16 protein-coding genes and 1 pseudogene are annotated in these 23,035 nt (G+C 70.3%); 14 read left to right on the plus strand and 3 right to left on the minus strand.

Annotated elements, in window-relative coordinates; translation table 11 throughout:
- Positions 1-47: 47 nt before the first annotated feature.
- The 8 genes and pseudogenes from ACFWPQ_RS37490 to ACFWPQ_RS37525 form a co-directional block, all read left to right on the plus strand.
- Entirely contained in the window at positions 48-1,283 is a 1,236-nt protein-coding gene (locus tag ACFWPQ_RS37490; RefSeq protein ID WP_384045133.1) for a PotD/PotF family extracellular solute-binding protein, read from the plus strand.
- A 7-nt stretch (positions 1,284-1,290) separates the two neighbouring features.
- Positions 1,291-2,454 carry an ABC transporter ATP-binding protein gene (locus ACFWPQ_RS37495; protein WP_384045135.1) on the plus strand — a complete coding sequence of 388 codons (1,164 nt, stop codon included), beginning with the start codon at positions 1,291-1,293 and terminating at the stop codon, positions 2,452-2,454.
- Entirely contained in the window at positions 2,454-3,386 is a 933-nt protein-coding gene (locus ACFWPQ_RS37500; protein WP_384045138.1) for an ABC transporter permease, read from the plus strand. The genes ACFWPQ_RS37495 and ACFWPQ_RS37500 overlap by 1 nt, the downstream gene beginning before the upstream one ends.
- The gene (locus ACFWPQ_RS37505) at positions 3,387-4,187 is read left to right on the plus strand and encodes an ABC transporter permease (protein ID WP_384045140.1); all 801 of its coding nucleotides are present in this window, start codon (positions 3,387-3,389) and stop codon (positions 4,185-4,187) included.
- Positions 4,188-4,219: 32 nt separating this feature from the next.
- Positions 4,220-5,647: an NAD(P)/FAD-dependent oxidoreductase gene (locus ACFWPQ_RS37510; RefSeq protein ID WP_384045143.1), complete on the plus strand. Its 1,428-nt coding sequence runs from the start codon at positions 4,220-4,222 to the stop codon at positions 5,645-5,647.
- 156 nt (positions 5,648-5,803) lie between these two features.
- On the plus strand, positions 5,804-6,247 hold the full coding sequence (locus ACFWPQ_RS37515) for a hypothetical protein (RefSeq protein ID WP_384045146.1): 444 nt from the start codon (positions 5,804-5,806) through the stop codon (positions 6,245-6,247).
- A gap of 79 nt (positions 6,248-6,326) precedes the next feature.
- Positions 6,327-7,613, plus strand: a complete 1,287-nt coding sequence (locus ACFWPQ_RS37520) for an RNA-guided endonuclease InsQ/TnpB family protein (protein WP_384045149.1) — start codon at positions 6,327-6,329, stop codon at positions 7,611-7,613.
- Positions 7,614-7,650: 37 nt separating this feature from the next.
- A pseudogene (locus ACFWPQ_RS37525) lies at positions 7,651-7,830 on the plus strand (hypothetical protein); the annotation flags it as partial.
- On the opposite strand, the gene ACFWPQ_RS37530 reads toward ACFWPQ_RS37525, so the two are convergent.
- Complete coding sequence (locus ACFWPQ_RS37530) at positions 7,769-8,626, minus strand: phosphatase PAP2 family protein (RefSeq protein WP_384045151.1); 858 nt, start codon at positions 8,624-8,626, stop codon at positions 7,769-7,771. The pseudogene ACFWPQ_RS37525 and the gene ACFWPQ_RS37530 sit on opposite strands and share 62 nt — an antisense overlap.
- 222 nt (positions 8,627-8,848) lie before the next feature.
- Positions 8,849-10,183 (minus strand): 4-aminobutyrate--2-oxoglutarate transaminase, encoded by a 1,335-nt coding sequence (gene gabT, locus ACFWPQ_RS37535; protein ID WP_384045153.1) that lies wholly within the window; start codon positions 10,181-10,183, stop codon positions 8,849-8,851.
- 302 nt (positions 10,184-10,485) lie between these two features.
- Between gabT and ACFWPQ_RS37540 the strand changes: the two genes are divergently transcribed.
- The 3 genes from ACFWPQ_RS37540 to ACFWPQ_RS37550 all read left to right on the plus strand — a co-directional run bounded on the left by ACFWPQ_RS37540 (position 10,486) and on the right by ACFWPQ_RS37550 (position 15,923).
- On the plus strand, positions 10,486-12,648 hold the full coding sequence (locus ACFWPQ_RS37540) for an ATP-binding protein (RefSeq protein ID WP_384045156.1): 2,163 nt from the start codon (positions 10,486-10,488) through the stop codon (positions 12,646-12,648).
- Positions 12,649-12,754: 106 nt separating this feature from the next.
- On the plus strand, positions 12,755-14,320 hold the full coding sequence (locus tag ACFWPQ_RS37545) for a PucR family transcriptional regulator (RefSeq protein WP_384045159.1): 1,566 nt from the start codon (positions 12,755-12,757) through the stop codon (positions 14,318-14,320).
- 154 nt (positions 14,321-14,474) lie between these two features.
- A complete protein-coding gene (locus tag ACFWPQ_RS37550; RefSeq protein WP_384045162.1) occupies positions 14,475-15,923 on the plus strand; it encodes an aldehyde dehydrogenase family protein in 1,449 nt (482 codons plus the stop codon).
- Positions 15,924-16,078: 155 nt separating this feature from the next.
- Here ACFWPQ_RS37550 and ACFWPQ_RS37555 read toward each other — a convergent pair whose 3' ends face one another.
- Positions 16,079-18,919: a glycoside hydrolase family 3 C-terminal domain-containing protein gene (locus ACFWPQ_RS37555; protein ID WP_384045165.1), complete on the minus strand. Its 2,841-nt coding sequence runs from the start codon at positions 18,917-18,919 to the stop codon at positions 16,079-16,081.
- Positions 18,920-19,264: 345 nt separating this feature from the next.
- Here ACFWPQ_RS37555 and ACFWPQ_RS37560 point away from each other — a divergent pair, with 345 nt between their 5' ends.
- The 3 genes from ACFWPQ_RS37560 to ACFWPQ_RS37570 are packed head-to-tail and all read left to right on the plus strand — an operon-like array spanning position 19,265 to position 22,962.
- Entirely contained in the window at positions 19,265-20,953 is a 1,689-nt protein-coding gene (locus ACFWPQ_RS37560; RefSeq protein ID WP_384045168.1) for an extracellular solute-binding protein, read from the plus strand.
- Between the two features lie 27 nt (positions 20,954-20,980).
- On the plus strand, positions 20,981-22,021 hold the full coding sequence (locus ACFWPQ_RS37565; RefSeq protein ID WP_384045171.1) for an ABC transporter permease: 1,041 nt from the start codon (positions 20,981-20,983) through the stop codon (positions 22,019-22,021).
- Complete coding sequence (locus tag ACFWPQ_RS37570; protein ID WP_361289351.1) at positions 22,018-22,962, plus strand: carbohydrate ABC transporter permease; 945 nt, start codon at positions 22,018-22,020, stop codon at positions 22,960-22,962. The genes ACFWPQ_RS37565 and ACFWPQ_RS37570 overlap by 4 nt, the downstream gene beginning before the upstream one ends.
- Positions 22,963-23,035 lie beyond the last annotated feature (73 nt).

Consider the following 23,035-nt stretch of genomic DNA (forward strand, 5'->3'; position numbering starts at 1 on the left):
GCTCCGGCCGCTGACCCCGGCCATCTTCCCGAAAGGGCATCAAGCGTATGAGGCAGTACGAGCCCGACCGCCTGACACCGGTCGAAGTGACCGCCATGCGGCGCAGTCTCCGTAATGGCCGGGCCGCCATGACCCGTCGGTCGCTGCTGGGCGGCGCGCTCGCGGTGGGCGGTGCCGGGGCGCTGAGCGCCTGCGGCATCCCCGCGGCCGGCAAGTCCCAGGGCGGGGTCTCCGCCGACGACCACTCGGCCACGGAGAAGGTCGTCAACTTCTCCAACTGGCCCGAGTACATCGACGTCGACGACAGCGGGAAGAACCATCCGACCCTAGACGCGTTCCGCAAGCGGACCGGGATCACGGTCAAGTACACCGAGGACATCAACGACAACGACGAGTTCTTCGGCAAGATCCAGCCGCAGCTCGCCGCCGGCCAGGACACCGGCCGGGACCTGATCGTCCTCACCGACTGGCTGGCCGCCCGCATGATCCGGCTCGGCTACGTCCAGAAACTGGACGCGTCGAACCTCCCGCATGCCTTCGCCAACCTGTCGGACCAGTTCCGCAGCCCCGACTGGGACCCGGGCCGGGCCTACTCGTACCCCTGGCAGGGCATCTCGACCGTCATCGCGTACAACAAGAAGGCGCTCGACGGCGTCGAGGTGAAGTCGGTCTCCGACCTGCTCGACAACCCCAAGCTCAAGGGCCGTGTCGGCTTCCTGACCGAGATGCGCGACAGCATCGGCATGACCATGCTCGACATGGGCAAGGACCCGGCGAAGTTCACCGACGACGACTACGACGCCGTCATCGCCCGTCTCCAGAAGGCCGTCGACAAGGGCCAGATCCGCCGCTTCACCGGCAACGACTACACGTCCGACCTCAGCAAGGGCGACTTCGCCGCCTGTATCGCCTGGGCCGGCGACATCGTGCAGCTCCAGGCCGACAGCCCGGACGTCGGCTACGTCATCCCCGACAGCGGCTACATGACGTCGACCGACAACATGCTGGTCCCCAACAAGGCGCGTCACAAGACGAACGCCGAGCGGCTCATGGACTTCTACTACGAGCTCGAACCGGCCGCCGAACTCGCCGCCTACATCAACTACGTGAGTCCGGTCGCCGGCGTGCAGCCGTACCTTGCCAAGATCGACAAGTCGGCGGCCAGCAACCCGCTGATCGTGCCCGACAAGGCCATGCAGGCCAGGTCCCACGCCTTCCGCTCGCTGAGTTCGAAGGAAGAGACGGCCTACCAGCAGAAGTTCGCGAAGCTCACAGGGGCGTGACGACACCATGACGACAGACAACAGCGGCGACGTCCGCCTCACCGGCATCGGCAAGACCTACGACAACGGCTTCACCGCCGTACAGCCGATGGACCTGACCGTGCCGCAGGGCTCCTTCTTCGCCCTCCTCGGCGCCTCCGGCTGCGGCAAGACCACCACCCTGCGCATGATCGCGGGCCTGGAGGAGCCGACCAGCGGCACCGTGCACCTCGGCGACCAGGACGTCACCCAGCTGCCGCCGTACAAGAGGCCGGTGAACACCGTCTTCCAGTCGTACGCCCTCTTCCCGCACCTCGACATCTTCGAGAACGTCGCCTTCGGCCTGCGCCGGCGCGGCATCAAGAGCGTGAAGAAGCAGGTCGAGGACATGCTGGAGCTGGTCCAGCTGGGCGAGCAGGCGCGCAAGAAGCCGCACCAGCTCTCCGGCGGCCAGCAGCAGCGCGTCGCGGTGGCCCGTGCGCTCATCAACCACCCCAAGGTGCTCCTCCTCGACGAGCCGCTCGGCGCCCTCGACCTCAAGCTGCGCCGTCAGATGCAGCTGGAGCTCAAGCGGATCCAGACCGAGGTCGGCATCACCTTCATCCACGTCACGCACGACCAGGAGGAGGCCATGACCATGGCCGACACGGTCGCCGTGATGAACGCGGGACGCGTCGAGCAGCTCGGCTCGCCGGCCGACCTCTACGAGAACCCGAACACCACGTTCGTCGCGAACTTCCTCGGCACCTCGAACCTCATCGAGGCCGAGGTCGACACGAAGAACGGCGACGACATCGTCCTGAAGGCGGGCGGCGGCAAGCTGGTGCTGCCCGAGGCGCGATGTTCGGCGCCGACCGCGACCGGCGGCAAGGTGCTGGTCGGGATCCGGCCCGAGAAGATCTCCCTCACCCACGCCGACGACGCGGGCTCCATCCCCGAGGGCCGCAACCGGATCACCGGCAAGGTCGTCGACGCCAGCTTCATCGGCGTCTCCACGCAGTACGTCATCGACAGCCCGGTCTGCGACGAGTTCGCGGTCTACGTGCAGAACATCGAGCGCGACGGACGGCTCGTCCCCGGCGCCGACGTCGTCCTGCACTGGAGCCCGGCCCACACCTTCGGCCTCGACGCCGCCCAGTCCCTGCTTGCTGGGACAGTGGGCTCCGCCGGCACCGAGGAGGAGGCCGCCTGATGGCCACGCTCTCCGAGGCGCCCCCGCCCCTGGCGCCCGCCGAACCCGAGACGAAGAAGGCCCCGCGCAGGCGCGGCAAATGGACCCCCTACTGGCTGCTGCTGCCCGGCATCCTGTGGCTGGTCGTCTTCTTCGCGCTGCCGATGATCTACCAGGGGTCCACGTCGATCCAGACGGGCTCCCTGGAAGAGGGCTACAAGGTCACCTGGCACTTCGCGACCTACTGGGACGCGCTGAGCGAGTACTGGCCGCAGTTCCTCAGGTCGGTGTTCTACGCCGCCGCGGCCACGATCCTGTGCCTGGTGCTCGGCTACCCGCTGGCCTACCTCATCGCCTTCCGCGCGGGGCGCTGGCGGAACCTGATCATGATCCTGGTGATCGCGCCGTTCTTCACCAGCTTCCTGATCCGCACCCTGGCCTGGAAGACGATCCTCGCCGACAACGGTGTGGTCGTGCACACCCTGAACTCGCTGCACATCCTGGACCTCACCGACTTCCTCGGCTGGACGGCCGGGGACCGGGTCCTCGCCACCCCGCTCGCGGTGGTCTGCGGTCTGACGTACAACTTCCTGCCGTTCATGATCCTGCCGCTCTACACCTCGCTGGAGCGGATCGACGGACGGCTCCACGAGGCGGCCGGCGACCTGTACGCCAAGCCGTGGACGACGTTCCGCAAGGTCACCTTCCCGCTGTCGATGCCGGGCGTTGTCTCCGGCACGCTGCTGACCTTCATCCCGGCGGCCGGTGACTACGTCAACGCCGAACTCCTCGGCTCGACCGACACCCGCATGATCGGAAACGTGATCCAGACGCAGTTCCTGCGGATTCTCGACTATCCGACGGCCGCCGCGCTCTCCTTCATCCTCATGGCCGCGATCCTCGCCATGGTCACCATCTACATCCGCCGGTCCGGGACGGAGGATCTGGTCTAAATGCCCTTCGTCAAGTGGCTCAAGAAGAATCTCGTCGTCATCGCGGGAATCCTCACCCTCGGATATCTCCTCCTGCCGAACGTCATCGTCACGGTGTTCTCCTTCAACAAACCGAAGGGGCGCTTCAACTACGAATGGCAGCGGTTCTCGCTGGACGCCTGGAAGCAGCCGTGCGGGGTCGCCGACATGTGCGGCTCGCTCTCCATCAGCCTCCGCATCGCCGCCCTGGCGACGATCGGCGCCACCGTCCTCGGCACGATGATCGCCTTCGCGCTGGTCCGCTACCGGTTCCGGGCCCGCGGCGCCGTGAACTCGCTGATCTTCCTGCCGATGGCGATGCCCGAGGTCGTCATGGCCGCCTCGCTGCTCACCCTGTTCCTCAACATGGGCGCCCAGCTGGGCTTCTACACCATCCTGATCGCCCACATCATGTTCTGCCTCAGCTTCGTCGTCACCGCGGTCAAGGCCCGCGTGATGTCGATGGACCCGCGCCTGGAGGAGGCGGCCCGCGACCTCTACGCCGGACCGGTGCAGACGTTCGTCAGGGTCACCCTCCCCATCGCGGCCCCCGGAATCGCGGCCGGCGCGCTGCTCTCCTTCGCGCTCTCCTTCGACGATTTCATCATCACCAATTTCAACGCGGGCTCCACCGTCACCTTCCCCATGTTCGTCTGGGGTTCGGCACAGCGCGGCACGCCCGTCCAGATCAATGTCATCGGTACGGCCATGTTCCTGGTCGCCGTACTGTTCGTCCTGGCATCCATGCTCATCAACAACCGCCGCAACAGGCAAAAGGCATAACCCTTAGTTGACTCTGTAGGGAGTTGAAAATCATGGCCCCAAGCGCCATGAGCCGTCAGGCAGATTGGACCAAGTCTCTCTCCGAAGCACAGCCGGTCCCGTACTGGCTGGAAGACCCCGGCAAGCCCCACCCCGAGCCCGCGCTGACCGGCGCCGACACCTGCGACCTGCTGGTCGTCGGCGGCGGCTACAGCGGACTGTGGACCGCGCTCAACGCCAAGGAGCGCGACCCCGGGCGCGAGGTCGTCCTGCTGGAAGGCCACGAGGTGGGCTGGGCCGCCTCGGGCCGCAACGGCGGCTTCTGCGCCGCCTCCCTCACCCACGGGCTGCCCAACGGCCTCGCCCGCTGGCCCGAGGAGATCCACCGGCTGCAGGAGCTGGGCCGGCGCAACCTCGACGAGATCGAGGCCGCCGTCGCCCGGCACGGCATCGACTGCGAGTTCGAGCGCACCGGCGAGATCGACGTCGCGACCGAGACGTACCAGGCATGGGAACTGCGCGACTGGCACAGGGAACTGGAGCAGCGGGGCCTCGCGGACGGCATCGAGTTCCTCGACGCCGACGCGGTCCGCGAGCAGGTCGCCTCGCCCACCTTCGAGGCGGGCCTGTACGACCGTCGCGGCGTGGCCATGCTGCACCCGGCCAAGCTCGCCTGGGGCCTCAAACAGGCCTGCCTCGCCCTCGGGGTACGGGTGTACGAGCACACGCCCGCCCTCGCCCTGAAGGCCTACGGCGCCGGTATGGCCGTACGCACCCCGTACGGGGCGGTCCGCGCCCGGCAGGTCGCGCTCGCCACCAACATCTTCCCGAACCTGCTCAAGCGGGTCCGCGCCTACACCGTGCCGGTCTACGACTACGCCCTGATGACCGAGCCGCTCACCGCCGAGCAGCTCGGCGCGATCGGCTGGAAGAACCGGCAGGGCCTCGGCGACTCCGCCAACCAGTTCCACTACTTCCGGCTGTCCGCCGACAACCGGATCCTGTGGGGCGGTTACGACGCCATCCACCACTACGGCGGCCGGGTGCGCCGGGAGTACGACGACCGTCCGGAGACCTACGCCAAGCTCGCGGGGCACTTCTTCACCTGCTTCCCGCAGCTGGAGGGCGTCCGTTTCACGCACGCGTGGGGCGGCGCGATCGACACCTGCTCCCGCTTCTCGGCGTTCTTCGGCACCGCGCACCAGGGGCAGGTCGCGTACGCGGCCGGGTACACCGGCCTGGGTGTCGGTGCCTCCCGGTTCGGCGCCGACGTGATGCTGGACCTGCTGGCCGGGGAGGAGACCGAGCGCACCCGGCTGGAGATGGTCCGCAAGAAGCCGCTGCCGTTCCCGCCCGAGCCGTTCGCCTGGACGGGGATCGCCCTCACCAAGTGGTCCCTGGCCCGCGCCGACGCCCATGGCGGCCGCCGCAACCTGTGGCTCAGGGCGATGGACCGGCTGGGGCTGGGCTTCGACAGCTGAGCCCGGCGGAGTGGTCCGGTCCGATCACACTCCCGTCGGAGTGTGATCCAGTTCACTCCAACGGGGCGGGGAAACCCGCGTAATGCCCCCGGAAGACCTCCCTCTCTCCCCGTGGCGCGACGCCCGCGTCGACGAGTGAGACGGGGAGGTCTTCTGATGACTGGGGCGAAGACGGCGGTCGAATGGCTGGTATCCGTCGCACCGGATCCCGAGGCCTGCCGCTGGGAATGGGAGCGCAACCCGCTGGGGATCGCGCTGCTGCCCGCCGGCAGGGCCTGGGACGTGCTGATCCTGCCGGGCGAGCTCGGCTATCCGACCCTCGACGTGCTCACCCGCGTCCTCGACCAGCCGGGGCCTGTCCTGGTCGACTTCGGGGACAACCGGGTGGGCTTCTTCGTGCCGCCCGGCACGGCCGCCCGGTGGCTCGGCACCGGGATCCGCACGGCGGGCGCCGGCACCTGGATCGTCGTGCCGTATCCCGGCCGGTCGACCCAGGGGGTGCGGTGGCTGGTGGTGCCGGACGGGTCGGGGACGCTGACGGATCCGGCGTTGCTGGAGCTGGCCATGCATGAGGCGGCGGCGGGGTTGGCCGACGACTGAGCGCCGTGTCGGTCACTCGCGCGGGTGATGTTGATCGAAGGCGTGCGCAGGAGGGGAACGGGGTGGCTAGTTTCGCGGCATGTCACGTTTCCGGCTGTACCCGACGCCCGTGCAGGAGCAACAGATGCTGCTGCACTGCGCGCACGCCCGGTACGTGTGGAACCTGGCGGTGGAGCAGCACGTGCACTGGCGGCCCGGTCGCAGGCCCGCCCCGGGCTTTGCGGAGCAGTGCCGCCAACTGACCGAGGCCCGGCGTGAGAACGCGTGGCTCGCCGCGGGGAACGTGGTTCTGCAGCAGCAGGCGCTGAAGGACTTCGCCGCAGCCAGGAATGCGCGGTTCGCCTCCGGCTTTGGTGAGCCGACCTGGCGCAGGAAGCACGTGCACGAAGGCTTCCGGGTCATCGGTACCGATCGTGTCCCGGAGTTCGAGCCAGGTGGCAGCCCTAAGCTGAACGCCAAGGGTAAGCAGGTCATGGGCCGCTCGGTCGTGGTGCAGAGGCTGAATCGACGGTGGGCGCGGGTGAAGGTACCCGGCTGTGGCTGGGTGCGGTTCCGGCTCACCCGTGCCGAACTGCCCGCCGCCAAGACGTTCCGGGTCACCTTCCGTAACCGGCAGTGGCATATTGCATTCGCTGTTGTCCCTGAGCCGATCGCCGCACCGACTGCGGGCGGGGTCATCGGCATCGACAGGGGCGTGACCATCACGGCAGCTCTGTCCGATGGCCGGAAGCTCAACTGCCCGCAGCTTACGCTCAAGGAGCGTGCACAGATGCGCAAGCATCAGCGGCGTGCCGCCCGTGCCACGAAGGGCAGTGCGGCCAAGGCTGCCGAACATGCGAAGGCGGCTCGGTTAAAGGCACGGGAGGCGAATCGGCGCAAGGACTGGTGCGAGAAGACCAGCACCATGTTTGCCCGCACTTACGACGTGATCCGGTTCGAGAAGCTGAACATCAAGAACATGACGCGCTCGGCGAAGGGAACCGCGGAGAATCCTGGCACGAACGTCCGCCAGAAGGCCGGGCTGAACCGGGGCATTCTCGCTCAGGGGTGGGGCCTGCTGCATCGGCGCACGGAGCAGAAGGCGCCGGGCCGGGTCGAGGACGTCCCCGCGCCCTTTACGTCTCTGCGGTGCAGTGCCTGCGGGTGGATCGAGAAGGGGTCGCGCAAGAACCAAGCCGACTTCGTCTGCGTGTCCTGCGGGTTCACCTGCAACGCCGATGAGAACGCAAGCATCAACGTCGCGGCAGGACAGGGCGGGATCCCCCGCCCCCGGCGAACAGCCGGTGCCGGAGGGGTGACAGCGGCCACCAGCCGTTCGAGCGCCCGTGAACCTCAACCCGCCTGGGTTGGAATCCCCCTCTTTTAAGAGGAGGAGGATGTCAACGGGAAGCCGGTGAGCAAGCTACGTGGCCCCGTCCGAGGTCACCAAGACCCTGGACTGCCTGACGAAGATGACGAACTGCGGGTCGTACGCCACCCACGGCACCTGGCCGGCCCTGCGCGGCCTGATGACCTGGTCGATCAACTGGGACCGGTTCTCGAACTGGGAGTTCCAGAAGAACTTCGACGCGTACTTCGGCTGAGCAGCAGCCGCAGGGACGTCAGCAGGACGGTGGCCAGGCACCAGCTGGCCACCACGTCCAGCGGCCAGTGGTAGCCGCGGCGGACCAGGCCGTAGGAGACGCCGAGGACCAGCGCCGCGCAGACGGCGACGGCGGTCCGGCGGGCGGTGGCGGACGCGAGCCAGGGGAGGAGGAGCAGGGTCGCGGAGCCGTAGGCGATCGCCGCCGTCGCCGTGTGACCGGAGGGGAAGTAGCCGACCGCCGGGGGCACCACCGGGGTCCCCGGACGGGCGGTCCAGTCCTTGAGCGGCACGATGACCGCCGGGACCAGGGCCATCAGGACGGCGGCGGCCGCGGGCGGCAGCCACCACCGGTCTGTACCAGTGGCACGGCCGCGCCGGGCGACGTACGCGATGACGAGCACCAGGACCGGGACCGCGACCTGCACGTTCCCGAGGTCGGAGAGGAGCTCGGAGAACCGGTCCGGGTGGACGAGTGCGCTGCTCAGACGGCTGTCCAGGCGGAGCAGCGGGCCGTGGGCCACGACCTGCCAGGTGATCAGCGCGAAAAGGAGGGCCGGCAGGCCCAGAAGTCCCAGGAGTCCCGCGAGGGGAAAGCTAAGGAAGGAGGTCGGCCGCCCCGGAACAGGGGGGGTGGTTCCGGGGCGGCCGTCCGGATCGGAACGCCGCGCGCCCCGGGGGGTTTGGGGCGGGCGACCGTCCGATCGGTGAGGAGATCCGGAGCCGGAGGCCCCGGTTGTGTGCGCGAGGGCACGACCAGGTCGAAGCTGGGGAGGCCCCGGCCTGAAATCGCCCACAGTCCCCTGTGGGCGGGGTGTATCTCTCATCTGGATAGAACCTACGGCAGGGTCCGGTGCCGCGACAGGCGGAATCGCGTCCCGTCATGCACCTCGCACACCTTCTTCACACGGCCTGACGGGGGCCGCCCCAGCCCCCCACATCACGCCAGGTGGGAGGGTTGGGGCGGCGGTGGCACGCGGGTTCGAGACCCTTTGCGCGGGCTGGGAGAAGCCTGTGGCTCAGATCCGCGCGAAGGCCTGCTCGATGATGTCGAGGCCCTCGTTGAGGAGGTCCTCGCCGATGACCAGCGGGGGCAGGAAACGGAGCACGTTGCCGTAGGTGCCACAGGTCAGGACCAGCAGTCCCTCCTGGTGGCAGGCCTTGGCGAGAGCCGCGGTCGCCTCCGGGTCGGGCTCCTTGGTGGTGCGGTCCTTGACCAGCTCGATGGCGATCATCGCGCCCCGGCCGCGGACGTCACCGATGACGTCGAACTTCTCGGCCATGGCGGCGAGGCGGGGCTTCATGATCGACTCGATGTTCTTCGCCCTGGCGTTGAGGTCGAGCTCCTTCATGGTCTCGATGGCCCCGAGCGCACCGGCGCAGGCGACCGGGTTGCCGCCGTAGGTGCCACCCAGGCCACCGGCGTGCGCGGCGTCCATGATCTCGGCACGGCCGGTCACGGCGGCCAGCGGCAGACCGCCCGCGATGCCCTTGGCGGTGGTGATCAGGTCCGGGACGATGCCCTCGTCCTCGCACGCGAACCACTGGCCCGTACGGCAGAACCCGGACTGGATCTCGTCCGCGACGAAGACGATCCCGTTGTCCTTGGCGAACCGGCTGATCACCGGCAGGAAGCCCTTGGCCGGCTCGATGAAGCCGCCCTCGCCGAGCACCGGCTCGATGATGATCGCGGCGACGTTGTCGGCGCCGATCTGCTTGCTGATCTGGTCGATGGCCTGCGCGGCGGCCTCCGGACCGGCGTTCTCCGGGCCGGTGAGCCAGCGGTAGGCGTAGGCGACCGGGACGCGGTAGACCTCGGGGGCGAACGGGCCGAAGCCGTGCTTGTACGGCATGTTCTTCGCGGTGAGCGCCATGGTGAGGTTGGTCCGGCCGTGGTACCCGTGGTCGAAGACGACGACGGCCTGGCGCTTGGTGTACGCACGCGCGATCTTCACGGCGTTCTCGACGGCCTCGGCGCCGGAGTTGAACAGCGCGGACTTCTTCGCGTGGTCACCCGGGGTGAGCTCCGCGAGGGCCTCGGCGACCTCCACGTAGCCCTCGTACGGGGTGACCATGAAACAGGTGTGGGTGAAGTCGGCCAGCTGGGCGCTCGCCCGCCGTACGACGGCCTCGGCGGAGGCGCCGACGGAGGTCACCGCGATGCCGGAACCGAAGTCGATGAGGCGGTTGCCGTCGACGTCCTCGATGATGCCGCCGCTCGCGCGCGCGGTGAAGACGGGCAGTACCGAGCCCACACCCTGCGCGACCGCGGCGAGACGGCGGGCCTGCAGTTCCTGCGACTTCGGGCCGGGGATGGCGGTGACGACGCGGCGCTCCTGCGGAAGTGCGGTCATGAGGGCTCCCTGATGAGTGGTGCGAACCGATGCGTGCCGGGCGCGTCCCGTCCGGTTGCTCCGGTGGTGCGTTTTCGGACGCTTTCCTTCTTTCTTCGCAGGCTAGGGCCGGGTGTGGGAGGTGGGGATGCTCCATGTGGGCGTTGTCGGGGGGTGTCGTTGTCCGTGGTGGACATAGTGTGGGCGGGGTGCCGGTGCCCGGCCGGGCGGCCCCTCGGCCGTGTAAGCGGTGAACTCCCCTTGCGGGGGCATTAGATTGGCCGCTGACGGTGGACGGAACGGCTGGTCAGGGAGCGAGAGCGATGGACAGCGACGGGACGTGGGACACGCGGCGTACGCATGCGAATCCTGTGCCGCGTCCGGCGGGGCCGCAGGACGCGGAGGCGGTGCCGACCGAGGCGCCCGCACTGCCGCCACGGCCGACGGCACCACCGACGGTACCCCCGCTGCCGGACGGCTCGGCCTTCCTCGGCTGGCTCCGCACACCCCGGCCGGAGGCGGCGCCGGGGGTGTGGCGGTTCGGGTACCGGCCCCGGGCGGCGAAGGAACCCGAGGAACTGCCCGCGCGGCAACTGCTCAGCGGCGCCCTCATCGCCTTCCTGGTGGGGTGGCTGCTCTGGTCCCTGCTGACGCACGGGTATCTCGGGAACTGGTGGGGTCTGCCGCTCAAGTTGTTCCTCCCCGACTCGTGGCAGGGCTCGGACAGCGCGCTCCGCGGGAACGTCGAGATCGTCTATGAGGGCTACGGGTACCTCGTCTTCCTGACCATCATGCTCGTGGTGGGCAAGCTCGGCCGGTGGGGAGAGGTGTGGCGGAGGTTCGTGGCACCTCGGTTCAAGCCCGCGGTGCCCCGCCAGGAGGCGCCGGCACCGGCGGAGGACCCCGCCCAATGGCCCCACCTTCGTGCCGCCGGCGCCGACGCGGCCGCCGACCGGCTTGCCGGGGAGGCGCGGACCGGGCTGATGGGGGACGTGGACCACGCCCGGATCGCCCGCGCCTGGCAGGGCGTCCGCAGCGGCCGGCACAGCATGGCCACCTTCACCGCCGCCGTGGTCAAGGACGGCGCCGCCGCCTGCCTGCACCCCTCCGGCGAACGCGACCTGCCCGCCCGGCACGCCCGCCACGACCTGGTCACCGGCCAGGTCCGGCTCGGCACGACGGCCGACGACCCGCGCAACCCCTACCAGTACCGGGGCACCGGCCTCGCCCTCGGCCCCGAACTGCTCGGCACCTCGCTGCTCGCCGTCGGACCGGCCGGCTCCGGCAAGACCGGCTCCCTGGTCCGCCCGCTCGCCGAGTCGCTCTGCCTGCACGCGCTCGCCGGCCGCGCCTCCGTGGTCGTCGTCGGCGCGGCCGGCGCCGGCCTGGGACCCGCCGACGGCTACGACGTCGTCGTCCGCATCGCCCACCCCGAGTCCGTCTACGACCTCGACCTGTACGGCGGCACCACCGACCCCGACGAGGCCGCCGCCATACTCGCCGAGGCCCTCGTCGGCGACCTCGCCGACCCGCACCCCGGCAGCGACAGCCGCCGCTCCACCACCGTCCTCGCCCAGCTGCTCGGCCCGTTCAAGGCGGTCCACGGCCGCTTCCCCTCCGTCCCCGAACTCCGCCAGCTCCTCGACGGCGCCCCCGGTCCGCTCGCGGCGCTCCGCAATGCGCTGACGTCCACCGGCCACGAGTCGCTGCTGCGCGAGCTCGACGCGCGGGAACGGCAGATGGGACACCCGGGAGACGTCGGTGCCGTCCTGGCCGACCGCATCGCGCTCCTCGACCGCCCGGCCTTCGCGGGCTTCTTCGACACCTCCGGCCAGTCCCGCCCCTTCTCCCTCAAGGCCCTCGACCACCCGGTCCGGGTCCGCATCGACCTGCCCGAGCGCGGCCACGCGGACGCCTCCCGCATCCTGGCCCGCCTGGTGCTCGCCCAGTTCACGGCGAGCGTGACGGTACGGGACGACCGCTCGCTCTTCTCCTGCCTGCTCCTGGACGACGCGACCGGCGTGGTGACGCCGGAGGCGGTCCGTGCCGTCCAGCGGCTGCGCTCGGCCAACGCGGGCGTGGCGCTGACCCTGCGCACCCTGGACGACGTACCCCGCCCGCTCCGCGGCCCGCTGCTCGGCGCCACCGGCTGCCGGATGGCCTTCGCCGGACTGACGCCCTGGGACGGGCAGGACTTCGCCGAGGTCTGGGGCAAGGAGTGGACCGAGGCCCGGGACGTCACCGACCGGCAGATCATCGCGGAGACCCCGGCGGGCAAGGCGCTGCACGTCGTGCGACGGGTGATCACCGGCAAGGCGCCCACCGCGCGGGCGGTCACCGTCCGGCAGGTGGAGCGCGAGCGCTGGTCGGCGTCCGAGCTGGCGCACGGGGTCCCGCCCGGGCACGCGGTCCTGTCCCTCACGACGGTCAAGAGCGAGCACGCGCCCCCGCTCCTCGTGGATCTGAGGGACGGCGGCCGGCTCTGAACGCGGGGGCACGCGTGACCGTACAGTGAGGCAGAATCGAGAGAGGCCGTTCATACGGGACGGCCAAAGACCGTTTCCCTCGCTGAAGAGAAGACCTGACGGCCTGATGCCACCGACGCTTGCCTCGCTCGTCCACCACTCCGCGCTCAAACTGACCGTGCGCGCGGGCGAGGACCGCCTCGACGTGCCGGTGCGCTGGGCCCATGTCAGCGAACTCGCCGACCCGGTGCCGTACATGGAGGGCGGGGAGCTGCTCCTGATCACCGCGCTGAAGCTGGACGCGGAGGATCCCCAGGCGATGCGGAAGTATGTGAAACGCCTGGTGGGGGCGGGTGTGGTGGGCCTCGGCTTCGCCGTCGGGGTCAACTACGACGAGATCCCGAAGGCCCTCGTCGACGCGGCGGAACGGGAGAGGCTGCCGCTGCTCGAGGTGCCGCGCCGCACCCCCTTCCTCGCCATCAGCAAGGCGGTCTCGGCGGCGATCGCGGCCGACCAGTACCGGGCGGTGACGGCGGGCTTCGCCGCCCAGCGCGAACTGACCAGGCAGGCGCTGAACGCCGGCCCGGAGGGGGTGCTGTCCGCGCTCGCGGCGCAGGTGGACGGCTGGGCGGCGCTGTACGACGCGTCGGGCGCGGTCGTCGCGACCGCACCGGAGTGGGCGGGGCGCCGGGCGGCGCGCCTGACGGCCGAGGTCGACCGGCTCCGGGAACGCCCGGCCCCGGCGTCCTCGGTGGTCGGCGGCCCCGACAACGAGGACCGGGTGGAACTGCACTCGCTCGGCACCGGCCGCCGCCCGCGCGCGGCCCTGGCGGTCGGCACGGCGTCGGCGCTCGGCACGGCGGAGCGGTACGCCGTCCACTCGGCCATCGCGCTCCTCACCCTCACGACGGAACGCTCCCGCTCCCTCCACGCGGCCGAGCAGCGGGTCGGGGCGGCGGTGCTGCGCATGCTGCTCGCCGGGCAGCCGGACCACGCCCGCGGGGTCGCCGGGGACCTGTACGGCGGGCTGCTCGACGCCCCGTTCCGGATGATCGTCGCGGACGCGGCGGGCGAGCAGCTGGCCGCTCTCACGGAGACGGTGGAGTCGGCCGCGGCCCGTTCCGGGGAGGCGGTGCTGGTGGTGCCCGAGGGGGAGCGGCTGGTGGTGCTGGCCGCGGACGGCGGTGCGGCGGTGGCGGCGTGCCTGGAGTACGCGGCGGCGCGCGAGGCGGAGCGGGCGGTGCCGGAGCAGGGGGCCGCGGAGGAGGACGAACCGGTCATCGGGCTGTCGGCCCCGTCCGGCCCGATCGCGGCGGCGGCCGCCTACAAGCAGGCCGAACAGGCGCTCTCCGTGGCCCGGCGCAGGGGCCGGATCCTGGTCGAGCACGAACAGCTGGCCTCGGGCTCGGTGCTGCCCCTGCTGGCGGACGACGCGGTGAAGGCGTTCGCCGACGGTCTGCTGCGGGCGCTGTACGAGCACGACGCGACCGGCAGGGGAGACCTGGTGGCGTCCCTGCGGGCGTGGCTCTCCCGGCACGGCCAGTGGGACGCGGCGGCGGCCGACCTGGGCGTCCACCGCCACACCCTCCGCTACCGGATGCGTAGGGTGGAAGAGATCCTGGGCCGCTCCCTGGACGACCCGGACGTGCGGATGGAGCTGTGGCTGGCCCTGAAGGCGACGTCGACGGACTGAGCGTTTCCCGACCGCCCGTCACCGTGCCAAACCGGCGCACCTCCCACCTCCACCACTACACCCCGGACAAACGCACCCCCGCCCCCTCGGACCTACCGTGGAGGCGAACATCCTGTACACACCACCCCCAACGCGGAAGGGCCGGGACCCGCACATGACCTCCACCCACGCCTTCTGGCTCGCCGGCCGCCAGGTCACCGGCGAGGACACCTTCGACGTCACCAACCCGTGGGACGCCCGTCTCGTCGGCAAGGTCAGCGTGCCCACCGACGCCCAGGTCGAGGAAGCCGTCGCCGCCGCGTACGCCGTACGGGACGAGTTCGCCGCCACCCCGGCCCACGTACGCGCCGCCGCCCTCGACCACGTCAGCCGCCGCCTCGCCGAGCGCACCGAGGAGATAGCCCGGCTGATCTCCGCCGAGAACGGCAAGCCGATCAAGTGGGCCCGGGGCGAGGTCGGACGCGCCGTGTCCGTGTTCCGGTTCGCCGCCGAAGAGGCCCGCCGCTTCAACAGCGGCGAGGCCCAGCGCCTCGACACCGACCTCGGCGGTCAGGGCCGGCTCGCGATCACCCGCCGCTTCCCCAAGGGCGTCGTCCTCGGCATCGCGCCGTTCAACTTCCCGCTCAACCTGTGCGCCCACAAGATCGCCCCGGCGATCGCGGCCGGCGTGCCGATCATCCTGAAGCCGGCGCCCGCGACCCCGCTCTCCGGCCTGATCATCGGCGACCTGCTCGCCGAGACGACCGGTCTCCCGGCCGGCTCCTGGTCGGTCCTCCCGGTCGCCAACGAAAAGATGGCCGCCCTCGTCCAGGACGAGCGCCTCCCGGTCATCTCCTTCACCGGTTCCGAGAAGGTCGGTTACTCGATCATGGACTCGGTGCCCCGCAAGCACTGCACCCTGGAGCTCGGCGGCAACGGCGCGGCCGTCGTCCTCGGCGACTACGCCTCCGACGCCGACCTGGACTGGGCCGCGACCCGCATCGCGACCTTCTCCAACTACCAGGGCGGCCAGTCCTGCATCTCCGTGCAGCGGGTCATCGTCGACGCCGCCGTCTACGACCGTCTGCTCCCGCGCATCGTCGCCGCCGTCGAGGCCCAGGTCACCGGCGATCCCGCCGACGACAGGACCGACGTCGGCCCGCTGGTCAGCGAGGCGGCGGCGGAGCGGGTCGAGGCGTGGGTGAAGGAGGCCGTCGAGGACGGCGCCACCCTGGTCACCGGCGGCGACCGCGACGGCGCCAGCTACGCGCCGACCGTCCTCACCGACGTCCCGGCCGAGGCCACGATCTCCTGCGAGGAGGTCTTCGGGCCCGTCCTCACCGTGCAGAAGGTGAACGGCGAGGACGAGGCCTTCGCCGCCGTCAACGCCTCCAAGTACGGCCTGCAGGCGGGCGTGTTCACCCACGACCTGCAGGGCGCCTTCCGCGCCCACCGCGCTCTCGAGGTCGGTGGCGTCGTGATCGGCGACGTCCCCTCCTACCGCGCCGACCAGATGCCGTACGGCGGCGTGAAGCAGTCCGGCGTCGGCCGCGAGGGCGTCAGGTTCGCGATGGACGACTACACCTACGAGCGCGTCCTGGTCCTCACCGGCCTCGCCCTCTGACCTGCCACGGACAGACCCGAGGGCGACGAGACGGCCGCAGCCCGCTGTGCGGGGGCTGCGGCCGTTCGCGTACCGGTCCCCGAGCAGTCCGAAGGGGCCCGGCACCGATGCCTTCCGGTGCCGGGCCCCTTCTCCGTGCCGGCCTCCCCGGACCCTCAACCGGAGAAGCCGACGTGCGCGAGCCGCAACGGGCCGCGCAGCCTGATGAGGACGTCGTGGACGCCCTCGGCGACGACGCCGGCGGTGAGCGAGGTGTACGTGTACGGATCCGGCGTCGGCTCGGCGAGCGTCAGCACGGCCAGCAACGGGCCGCCGTCGAGGCTGAGTTCCAGCGTGCCGTGGCCCGCCACCCGCACGGTCACCTCCGTGGTCCCGGCGCCGAAGTCGCAGTCCCGGTAGACGAGTTCACCCGGGCCGTCGCCCTCTGGGGTGACCGCGTCGCCCTCCGTCCTCGTGCGGTCCACGATCGCGATGCCCGACTGCTCGTCGAAGTCCGCCGCCGCCAGGCCGTGTTCGACGGCGGGCCGGGATGCCGGGGGCTCGCCGTCCAGGACCACGGTCGTACGGAGCCGGACGTCCTCGCTGGACGCGCCGGCCAGCACCTCGTACGCACCGCCCTCCAGGCGCCGTCCGCCGCGTGCCACGTCCCAGAACTCGAAGGCGGAGAGGGGGACTTCGAAGGTCACGCCGGTCCGCTCGCCGGGGCGCAGGGTGAGCCTGCGGTGGGCGAGGAGTTCGCGGCGCGGGCGTACCGACGACGGTTCGACGGCCCGGGTGTAGAGCTGGGCCACCTCGTCCGCGGTCACGTCGCCCGTGTTGGCGACCGTGCAGGAGACCCGGAGCGTTCCGTCCGCCACCTCGGTAGTCAGGTCCGCGTAGGAGAAGGACGCGTAGGACAGGCCGTGGCCGAACGGGAAGAGGGGGGTGCCCTCGAAGTAGAGGTAGGTCTGGCGGGCGCCGAGCACGTCGTAGTCGAGCAGGTCGGGAAGGTCGGTGTCGGCCGCGTACCAGGTCTGCGGGAGCCGGCCCGCGGGGGAGACGTCCCCGGCCAGTACACGGGCGAGGGCGGTGCCGGCCGCCTGGCCGCCGTGCGCCGTCCAGAGCACGGCGGGCAGCCGGGCCGCGTCCACGGCGTACGGGTACGACGACACCAGCGCCAGCACCGTGTGCGGGTTCGCGGCGCGGGCGGCACGCAGCAGGCGCTCCTGGTGCGGGGGCAGGGCCAGGGTCGTACGGTCCTCGGTCTCGCGGCCGTTGACGTGCGGGTCGTTGCCCGCGACCACCAGGACCGCGTCGGCCGCGGCGGCGACCCTGGTGACGGCGTCCGTACCGCGTTCGACGATGATCAACTCGAAGATCGAAGCGTTTTCGGCGGCAACCTTCACCCCGTCGGCGGCGACAGAGACGTGGCGACCCGTGCCGAGGTGCCGGAGGAGGTGACCGTTCTCGTGGGGTTCCAGGCGGAACGTCTCCTGGACGACCCAGCCGCCGGGCTGGTCGGCTGCGGCGCGGACGAAGCCGTCCTCGGCGACGGAGAGGTACCGTCCGTCCGGGGCCCGCAGGGTGAGGACGCCCTCGCCCCAGTCGGCCAGCGCGAACTCGGTGCCGGTGGCGTCGGCGGTCAGCGGCGGGAGGTCGGTGCGGCCCGCGAGCAGCGCCGGGTCCAGGGCCCCCTCGGCACCGCGCACCTCGTCGGCCGCCTCGGGGGCGGTCGGCACGTGCAGGAAGGTGCCGTCCGCGAGCCGCAGCCGGACCCGGTCCACCCCCTCCGCGAACTCCACGCGCTCCGCGCCGAACCGCTCGTACAGGCCCTCCAGCGGAGTGGAGCGGTGGATCAGGGTGCCGCTGTACCAGTCGAGTTTGCACTCGTCGGCGAGCAGGCCGACCACGGCGATCCGGGTGTCGGGTGCGAGCGGCAGCAGGTCGCCGTCGTTCTTGAGGAGCACGACCGCCTGCTCGGCCGCCTCCTGGGCGAGGGCGCGGTGCGCCGGGGTGTCGAACGCGGCCGTGCCCGGATGCGGGTCCTCGTGCGGGTCGAACTCGCCGAGGCGGAAGCGGACCGAGAGCTGGCGGCGCACGGCCGTGTCGATGTCGGGTTCCGTCAACAGGCCCTGCGCCAGCGCCCCCTGGACCCGCGCGACGATCTGCGAGCTGTCCGTGCCGTGGTCGGTGAAGCTGTCGACACCGGCGAGCAGGGCGGCCGCCGTGGCCTCCTCGTGGGTGGCGAAGTAGTGCTCGTGGTCGACCAGGTTGCTGGGCGCGCCGGCGTCCGAGCAGACCAGCAGGTCCTCGTCGGTCCAGCTGCGCAACTGCTCGCGCAGGTACGGGGAGACGTGGTTGGGGCGGCCGTTGACCAGGTTGTACGCGGGCATCACCCCGGCCACCGCACCGGCCTCCACGGTCTCCCTGAAGGCGCGCAGGTCGTACTCGTGCAGCACCCGCGGGCGGACCGAGGAGGAGGAAGTCGCCCGGTCCGTCTCGTTGTTGTGGGCCAGCCAGTGCTTCAGGACGGGCGCCGTGCGCCAGTACACCGGGTGGTCGCCGCGCAGGCCGCGGGTGTAGGCGGTGGCGATGGCGGAGGTGAGCTTCGGGTCCTCCGAGTAGCCCTCCTCGTTGCGGCCCCAGAGCGGGTGGCGCAGCAGGTTGACCGTCGGGGCCCAGACGTTGAGGCCGACCCGGTCGTCGCGGGCGCGCATCGCCCGGACCTCCTTCGACACGGCCTCCCCGACCCGTCGTACGAGATCGGTGTTCCAGGTCGCGCCGAGCCCCACCGCCTGCGGGAACACCGTCGCCGGGCCCATCCAGGCCACCCCGTGCAGGGCCTCCTGGCCGGTGCGGAAGGCGGCGATGCCGAGGCGCTGCACGGCGGGCGCGAACTGGTGCAGGAAGGAGACCTTCTCGTCCAGGGTGAGCCGCGCCAGCAGATCGTCGATGCGCTTCGCGAGCGGCAGGTGCGGATCGCGGAAAGGCGGCGCGGGCGGCGTTTTTGCGGTCACGTGCGGTTCCCCTTGCGATGGAGCGTCCAGGCCCTTTCGAAGCGCTTCGATGCTCATTCGGCCCAGGGGTGGGTGTCAAGGGATGGTCGGCGATATTTCAAGTGGCGCATACGGACAGGTCACCCGGGATACCTCGGAGGAATCTTGGGAGCGACCCTTGTGCACCCCCGGGTGTTCACTTAACCTCGCAGCAACATCGAAGCGCTTCGACTATCCGGTCCGCCCCAGGGGCACGCGACATGGGTCGCAGGTCGGAGGGCCGCTTCCGCTCAGCCAGTTCCACTCGAGACACCGCAGCCGACGGCCACCGCCGGGTGTCCTGGTGCGCCATGAAGGGTTGACGCAATGACGCCGAACGCCGCTTCCGCCCCCTCCGGGCCGAGCCGGAGAACTTTCCTCGCCTCCACGGCAGTCGCCACCGCAGCGGTGGCGGGCGGGATGCCGCTGCTCGCCGCCTGCGGGGCGTCGGACAGCGGTTCGGGAGGGGGCTCCTCGTCCGGCAAGGGCGCGCAGAAGCTGCTGCCGGCCTACGTCGCCAACAACGTGGTGACCCCGGACATCCCGTCGAAGAACGGCTCGGCGATCGGCTTCACCGGCAAGCTCGACCTGGCGACCCTGAAGACCTCGGTCCCGAAGAAGCTCGGCAAGGGCGGCAAGGTCACCGTCATGTCGCCGTTCTGGGGCTCCCCGCCCAAGCAGGACAACCCCTACTACAACGCGATGAACGACATGATCGGCGTCGACGTCGAGTGGCAGAACCAGGACGGCAACACCTACGACCAGAAGCTGGGCGCGGTCCTCGCCTCCAGCGACGTACCGGACGTCGTCGTCATCCCGAACTGGAACATGGGCGGCAAGATACCCACCGCCATCATCAGCAAGTTCGCCGACCTCGGCCCGTACCTGTCGGGCGACAAGGTCAAGGACTACCCGAACCTCGCCGCCGTCCCGACCGACGCCTGGCGGCGCTGCATCTTCGGCGGCAAGCTGCGCGGGCTGCCCATGCCGTCCTCCTACGTCACCAACATCGTGCCCCTCTACCGCAAGGACGTCTTCGACAAGGAGGGCTACGAGGTCCCGCGCTCGGCGGCCGAGTTCCTCTCCCTGGCCAAGGAGATCACCAACGCCAAGGCCAAGCGCTGGGCGTGCATGGACATGAAGTGGACCGCCTGGCAGATGTTCGGCGTCCTCTCCGGCAGCGAGAAGCCGCTCGGCTGGAACCTCGTCGACGGCAAGCTGATCAACCGCATCGAGACCGACGAGTACCTCGAAGCACTGGAGTGGACCCGCAAGCTCTTCGCCGCCGGGGTCGTGCACCCCGACGCCAAGCTGGGCAAGAACGCCCCCGACCCGGGCCCCAAGTTCGCGGCCGGCGAGTTCCTCATCTACGCCCAGGACATCAGCCAGTGGTGGAGCCGCACCGCCGAACAGGCCACCCAGAACCCGGACTTCAAGATCTGGGGCATGGACGTCTACGGACACGACGGCGGGAACCCGCAGGTCTGGGCCGAACAGCCGGCCGGCATCTTCGCCTTCGTCAACAAGAAGGCCTCCGAGTCCGTCATCCACGACGTGCTGGCCGTCGCCAACACCACCGCCGCGCCGTACGGCACCAAGGAGTACATGGCCACCAACTACGGCGTGGAGGGCACCCACTACACCGTCAAGAACGGCGTGCCCACCAAGACCACCCGGGGCAACAACGAGGTCATCAACGCCTACGTCATGATCGCGAGCCCCGCCGCCACCATCGCCCACCCCGACTTCCCCGACGTCGCCAAGGCCCAGGTGGAGTGGCAGCAGCGGATGGGCGGCTTCACCAGGAAGTCCAGCTTCTTCGGCCAGATGATCACCGAGCCGTCCCGCTACACCAACCTCATGGACGACTTCGAGACCCTCGAGGACGACATCACGCGCGGCCGCAAGAAGATCAGCGACATGCAGCAGGCCGTCGCCGAATGGAAGAGCAAGGGCGGCGACAAGCTGCGCGACTGGTACCAGAAGCTGCTCGACGACAACGGTTCGGCGAGCTGACCGGGCACTGAGGCAAGGAGAACGGCCGTGTCCCACAGCACGGTGCCTCGCAGCAGGGCCGAGGCAGACGACGACGGTACGGGCAGGACCCCGGTGGCGTCCGGCGGCGCCACCGGAACCGGGAGGAGGGCGGAGACCGGGAAGCTCGGCCTGCGCCTCAGATTCAGACGCGACCGCGCCCTGATCCTGATGACCCTGCCGGCGGTCCTGCTGCTCCTGGTCTTCAACTACCTGCCGATCCTCGGCAACATCGTCGCCTTCCAGGACTACGACCCGTACGTCAGCGACAACGGCATCGTCTCCATGCTGCACAGCGCATGGGTGGGTCTGGAGAACTTCCAGCAGATCTTCGCGGACTCCGCGTTCTGGAACGCGGTGAAGAACACCCTGGTGCTGTTCTTCCTGCAACTCGTGCTGTTCTTCCCGATCCCGATCGCCCTCGCGCTGCTCATCAACAGCGTGCTCCGGCCCCGGGTGCGGGCGATCGCCCAGGCGGTCCTGTACCTCCCGCACTTCTTCTCCTGGGTGCTGGTCATCTCCGTCTTCCAGCAGATCTTCGGCGGCGCGGGCCTGCTGTCGCAGCTGCTGCGGCAGCACGGCTACGACGGCCTCGACATCATGACCGACCCGTCGACCTTCAAGTTCCTGGTCACGGCGGAGGGCGTCTGGAAGGACGCGGGCTGGGGGATCATCGTCTTCCTGGCGGCGCTGGCGTCGGTGAGCCCCGACCTCTACGAGGCCGCCGCCATGGACGGCGCGGGCCGCTGGCGCCGCATCTGGCACGTCACGCTCCCCGCCCTGCGCCCGGTGATCGCCCTGCTGCTGGTCCTCCGTGTCGGCGACGCCCTGACCGTCGGCTTCGAACAGATCCTCCTCCAACGCGACGCCGTCGGACCAGGGGCCTCGGAGGTCCTCGACACCTTCGTGTGGTGGAACGGCGTCCGCAACCAGGACTTCGGCTACGCGGCCGCCGCGGGCCTCATCAAGGGCGTGGTCAGCCTCGGACTGGTCCTCGCCGCGAACAAGGTGGCCCATCTCATGGGCGAGCAGGGGGTGTACAAGAAATGACCGCCGTCGTCGACAAACCGCCGCTGCGGGAGCGGCCGCCGTCCCGGTGGGCCGCACCGCCCCGCCCCGTGTGGGAGGAGGAACCGAGCAGGGCAGGCGTCGCCGGCAAGGGCCTGGTCCTGACCCTGGCCTGCCTCGGCGTGCTCTTCCCGCTCTGGATCGTGGTCGTCACCAGCCTGTCCTCCCGCAGGACCATCGACGAGGCCGGCGGCCTGGTGATGATCCCCAAGGGCATCACCTTCGTCGCCTACAGGGAGTTGCTGAGCGGCGGTCAGGTCACCCGGGCCACGGTCATCAGCATCCTGATCACCCTCGTCGGCACGGTGTTCTCGATGACCGTGTCGGTCCTGTGCGCGTACGGCCTCTCGCGCATCGGGTCGCTCGGCCACCGCTGGTTCCTGATGCTGCTGATGGCGACGATGTTCTTCAGCGCCGGCCTGATCCCGACCTACCTGCTGGTCCAGTCCCTGGGCCTCACCGACAGCTATCTCGCCCTGATCCTCCCGAGCGCGGTGAGCGTCTTCAACATCCTCGTCCTGCGCGGGTTCTTCATGGGCATCTCGCCGGAACTGACCGACAGCGCGCGCATCGACGGCGCCGGCGACTTCCGGATCCTGTGGCAGATCGTCATGCCGCTCTCCCGGGCGGTCCTCGCGGTCATCACCCTCTTCTACGCGGTCGGGTACTGGAGCGCGTGGTTCAACGCGTCCCTGTACCTCAACGACCAGAACAAGATGCCGCTGCAGAACGTCATGATCCAGCTGGTCCAGAAGCAGCAGGCCCCGGTGGGACTCGCGCAGTCCATCAAGACGGGCGAACTGTCCGGGCTCGCCGTGCAGATGGCGGTGATGGTGATGGCGCTGCTGCCGGTGGCGGTGCTTTCGCCGTTCGTCCAGAAGCATTTCAAGAAGGGAATGCTGACCGGGGCGGTGAAGGGGTGACCGTCGCCCTCTGAAAGGGGCGGCGGCCGAGCGTCGGCGACTGCGGGTGCGGTGGGGGTTGCTCGCGCAGTTC

It is taken from the genome of Streptomyces sp. NPDC058464 (assembly GCF_042721035.1).
Lineage (GTDB): Bacteria > Actinomycetota > Actinomycetes > Streptomycetales > Streptomycetaceae > Streptomyces.

Excerpts from the sequence above, each read along its gene's own strand:
- ACFWPQ_RS37490 (WP_384045133.1), top strand. The coding sequence starts at position 48 with ATGAGGCAGTACGAGCCCGACCGCCTGACACCGGTCGAAGTGACCGCC.
- ACFWPQ_RS37495 (WP_384045135.1), top strand. The coding sequence starts at position 1,291 with ATGACGACAGACAACAGCGGCGACGTCCGCCTCACCGGCATCGGCAAG.
- ACFWPQ_RS37500 (WP_384045138.1), top strand. The coding sequence starts at position 2,454 with ATGGCCACGCTCTCCGAGGCGCCCCCGCCCCTGGCGCCCGCCGAACCC.
- ACFWPQ_RS37505 (WP_384045140.1), top strand. The coding sequence starts at position 3,387 with ATGCCCTTCGTCAAGTGGCTCAAGAAGAATCTCGTCGTCATCGCGGGA.
- ACFWPQ_RS37510 (WP_384045143.1), top strand. The coding sequence starts at position 4,220 with ATGGCCCCAAGCGCCATGAGCCGTCAGGCAGATTGGACCAAGTCTCTC.
- ACFWPQ_RS37515 (WP_384045146.1), top strand. The coding sequence starts at position 5,804 with ATGACTGGGGCGAAGACGGCGGTCGAATGGCTGGTATCCGTCGCACCG.
- ACFWPQ_RS37520 (WP_384045149.1), top strand. The coding sequence starts at position 6,327 with ATGTCACGTTTCCGGCTGTACCCGACGCCCGTGCAGGAGCAACAGATG.
- gabT (WP_384045153.1), bottom strand. The coding sequence starts at position 10,183 with ATGACCGCACTTCCGCAGGAGCGCCGCGTCGTCACCGCCATCCCCGGC.
- ACFWPQ_RS37540 (WP_384045156.1), top strand. The coding sequence starts at position 10,486 with ATGGACAGCGACGGGACGTGGGACACGCGGCGTACGCATGCGAATCCT.
- ACFWPQ_RS37545 (WP_384045159.1), top strand. The coding sequence starts at position 12,755 with ATGCCACCGACGCTTGCCTCGCTCGTCCACCACTCCGCGCTCAAACTG.
- ACFWPQ_RS37550 (WP_384045162.1), top strand. The coding sequence starts at position 14,475 with ATGACCTCCACCCACGCCTTCTGGCTCGCCGGCCGCCAGGTCACCGGC.
- ACFWPQ_RS37560 (WP_384045168.1), top strand. The coding sequence starts at position 19,265 with ATGACGCCGAACGCCGCTTCCGCCCCCTCCGGGCCGAGCCGGAGAACT.
- ACFWPQ_RS37570 (WP_361289351.1), top strand. The coding sequence starts at position 22,018 with ATGACCGCCGTCGTCGACAAACCGCCGCTGCGGGAGCGGCCGCCGTCC.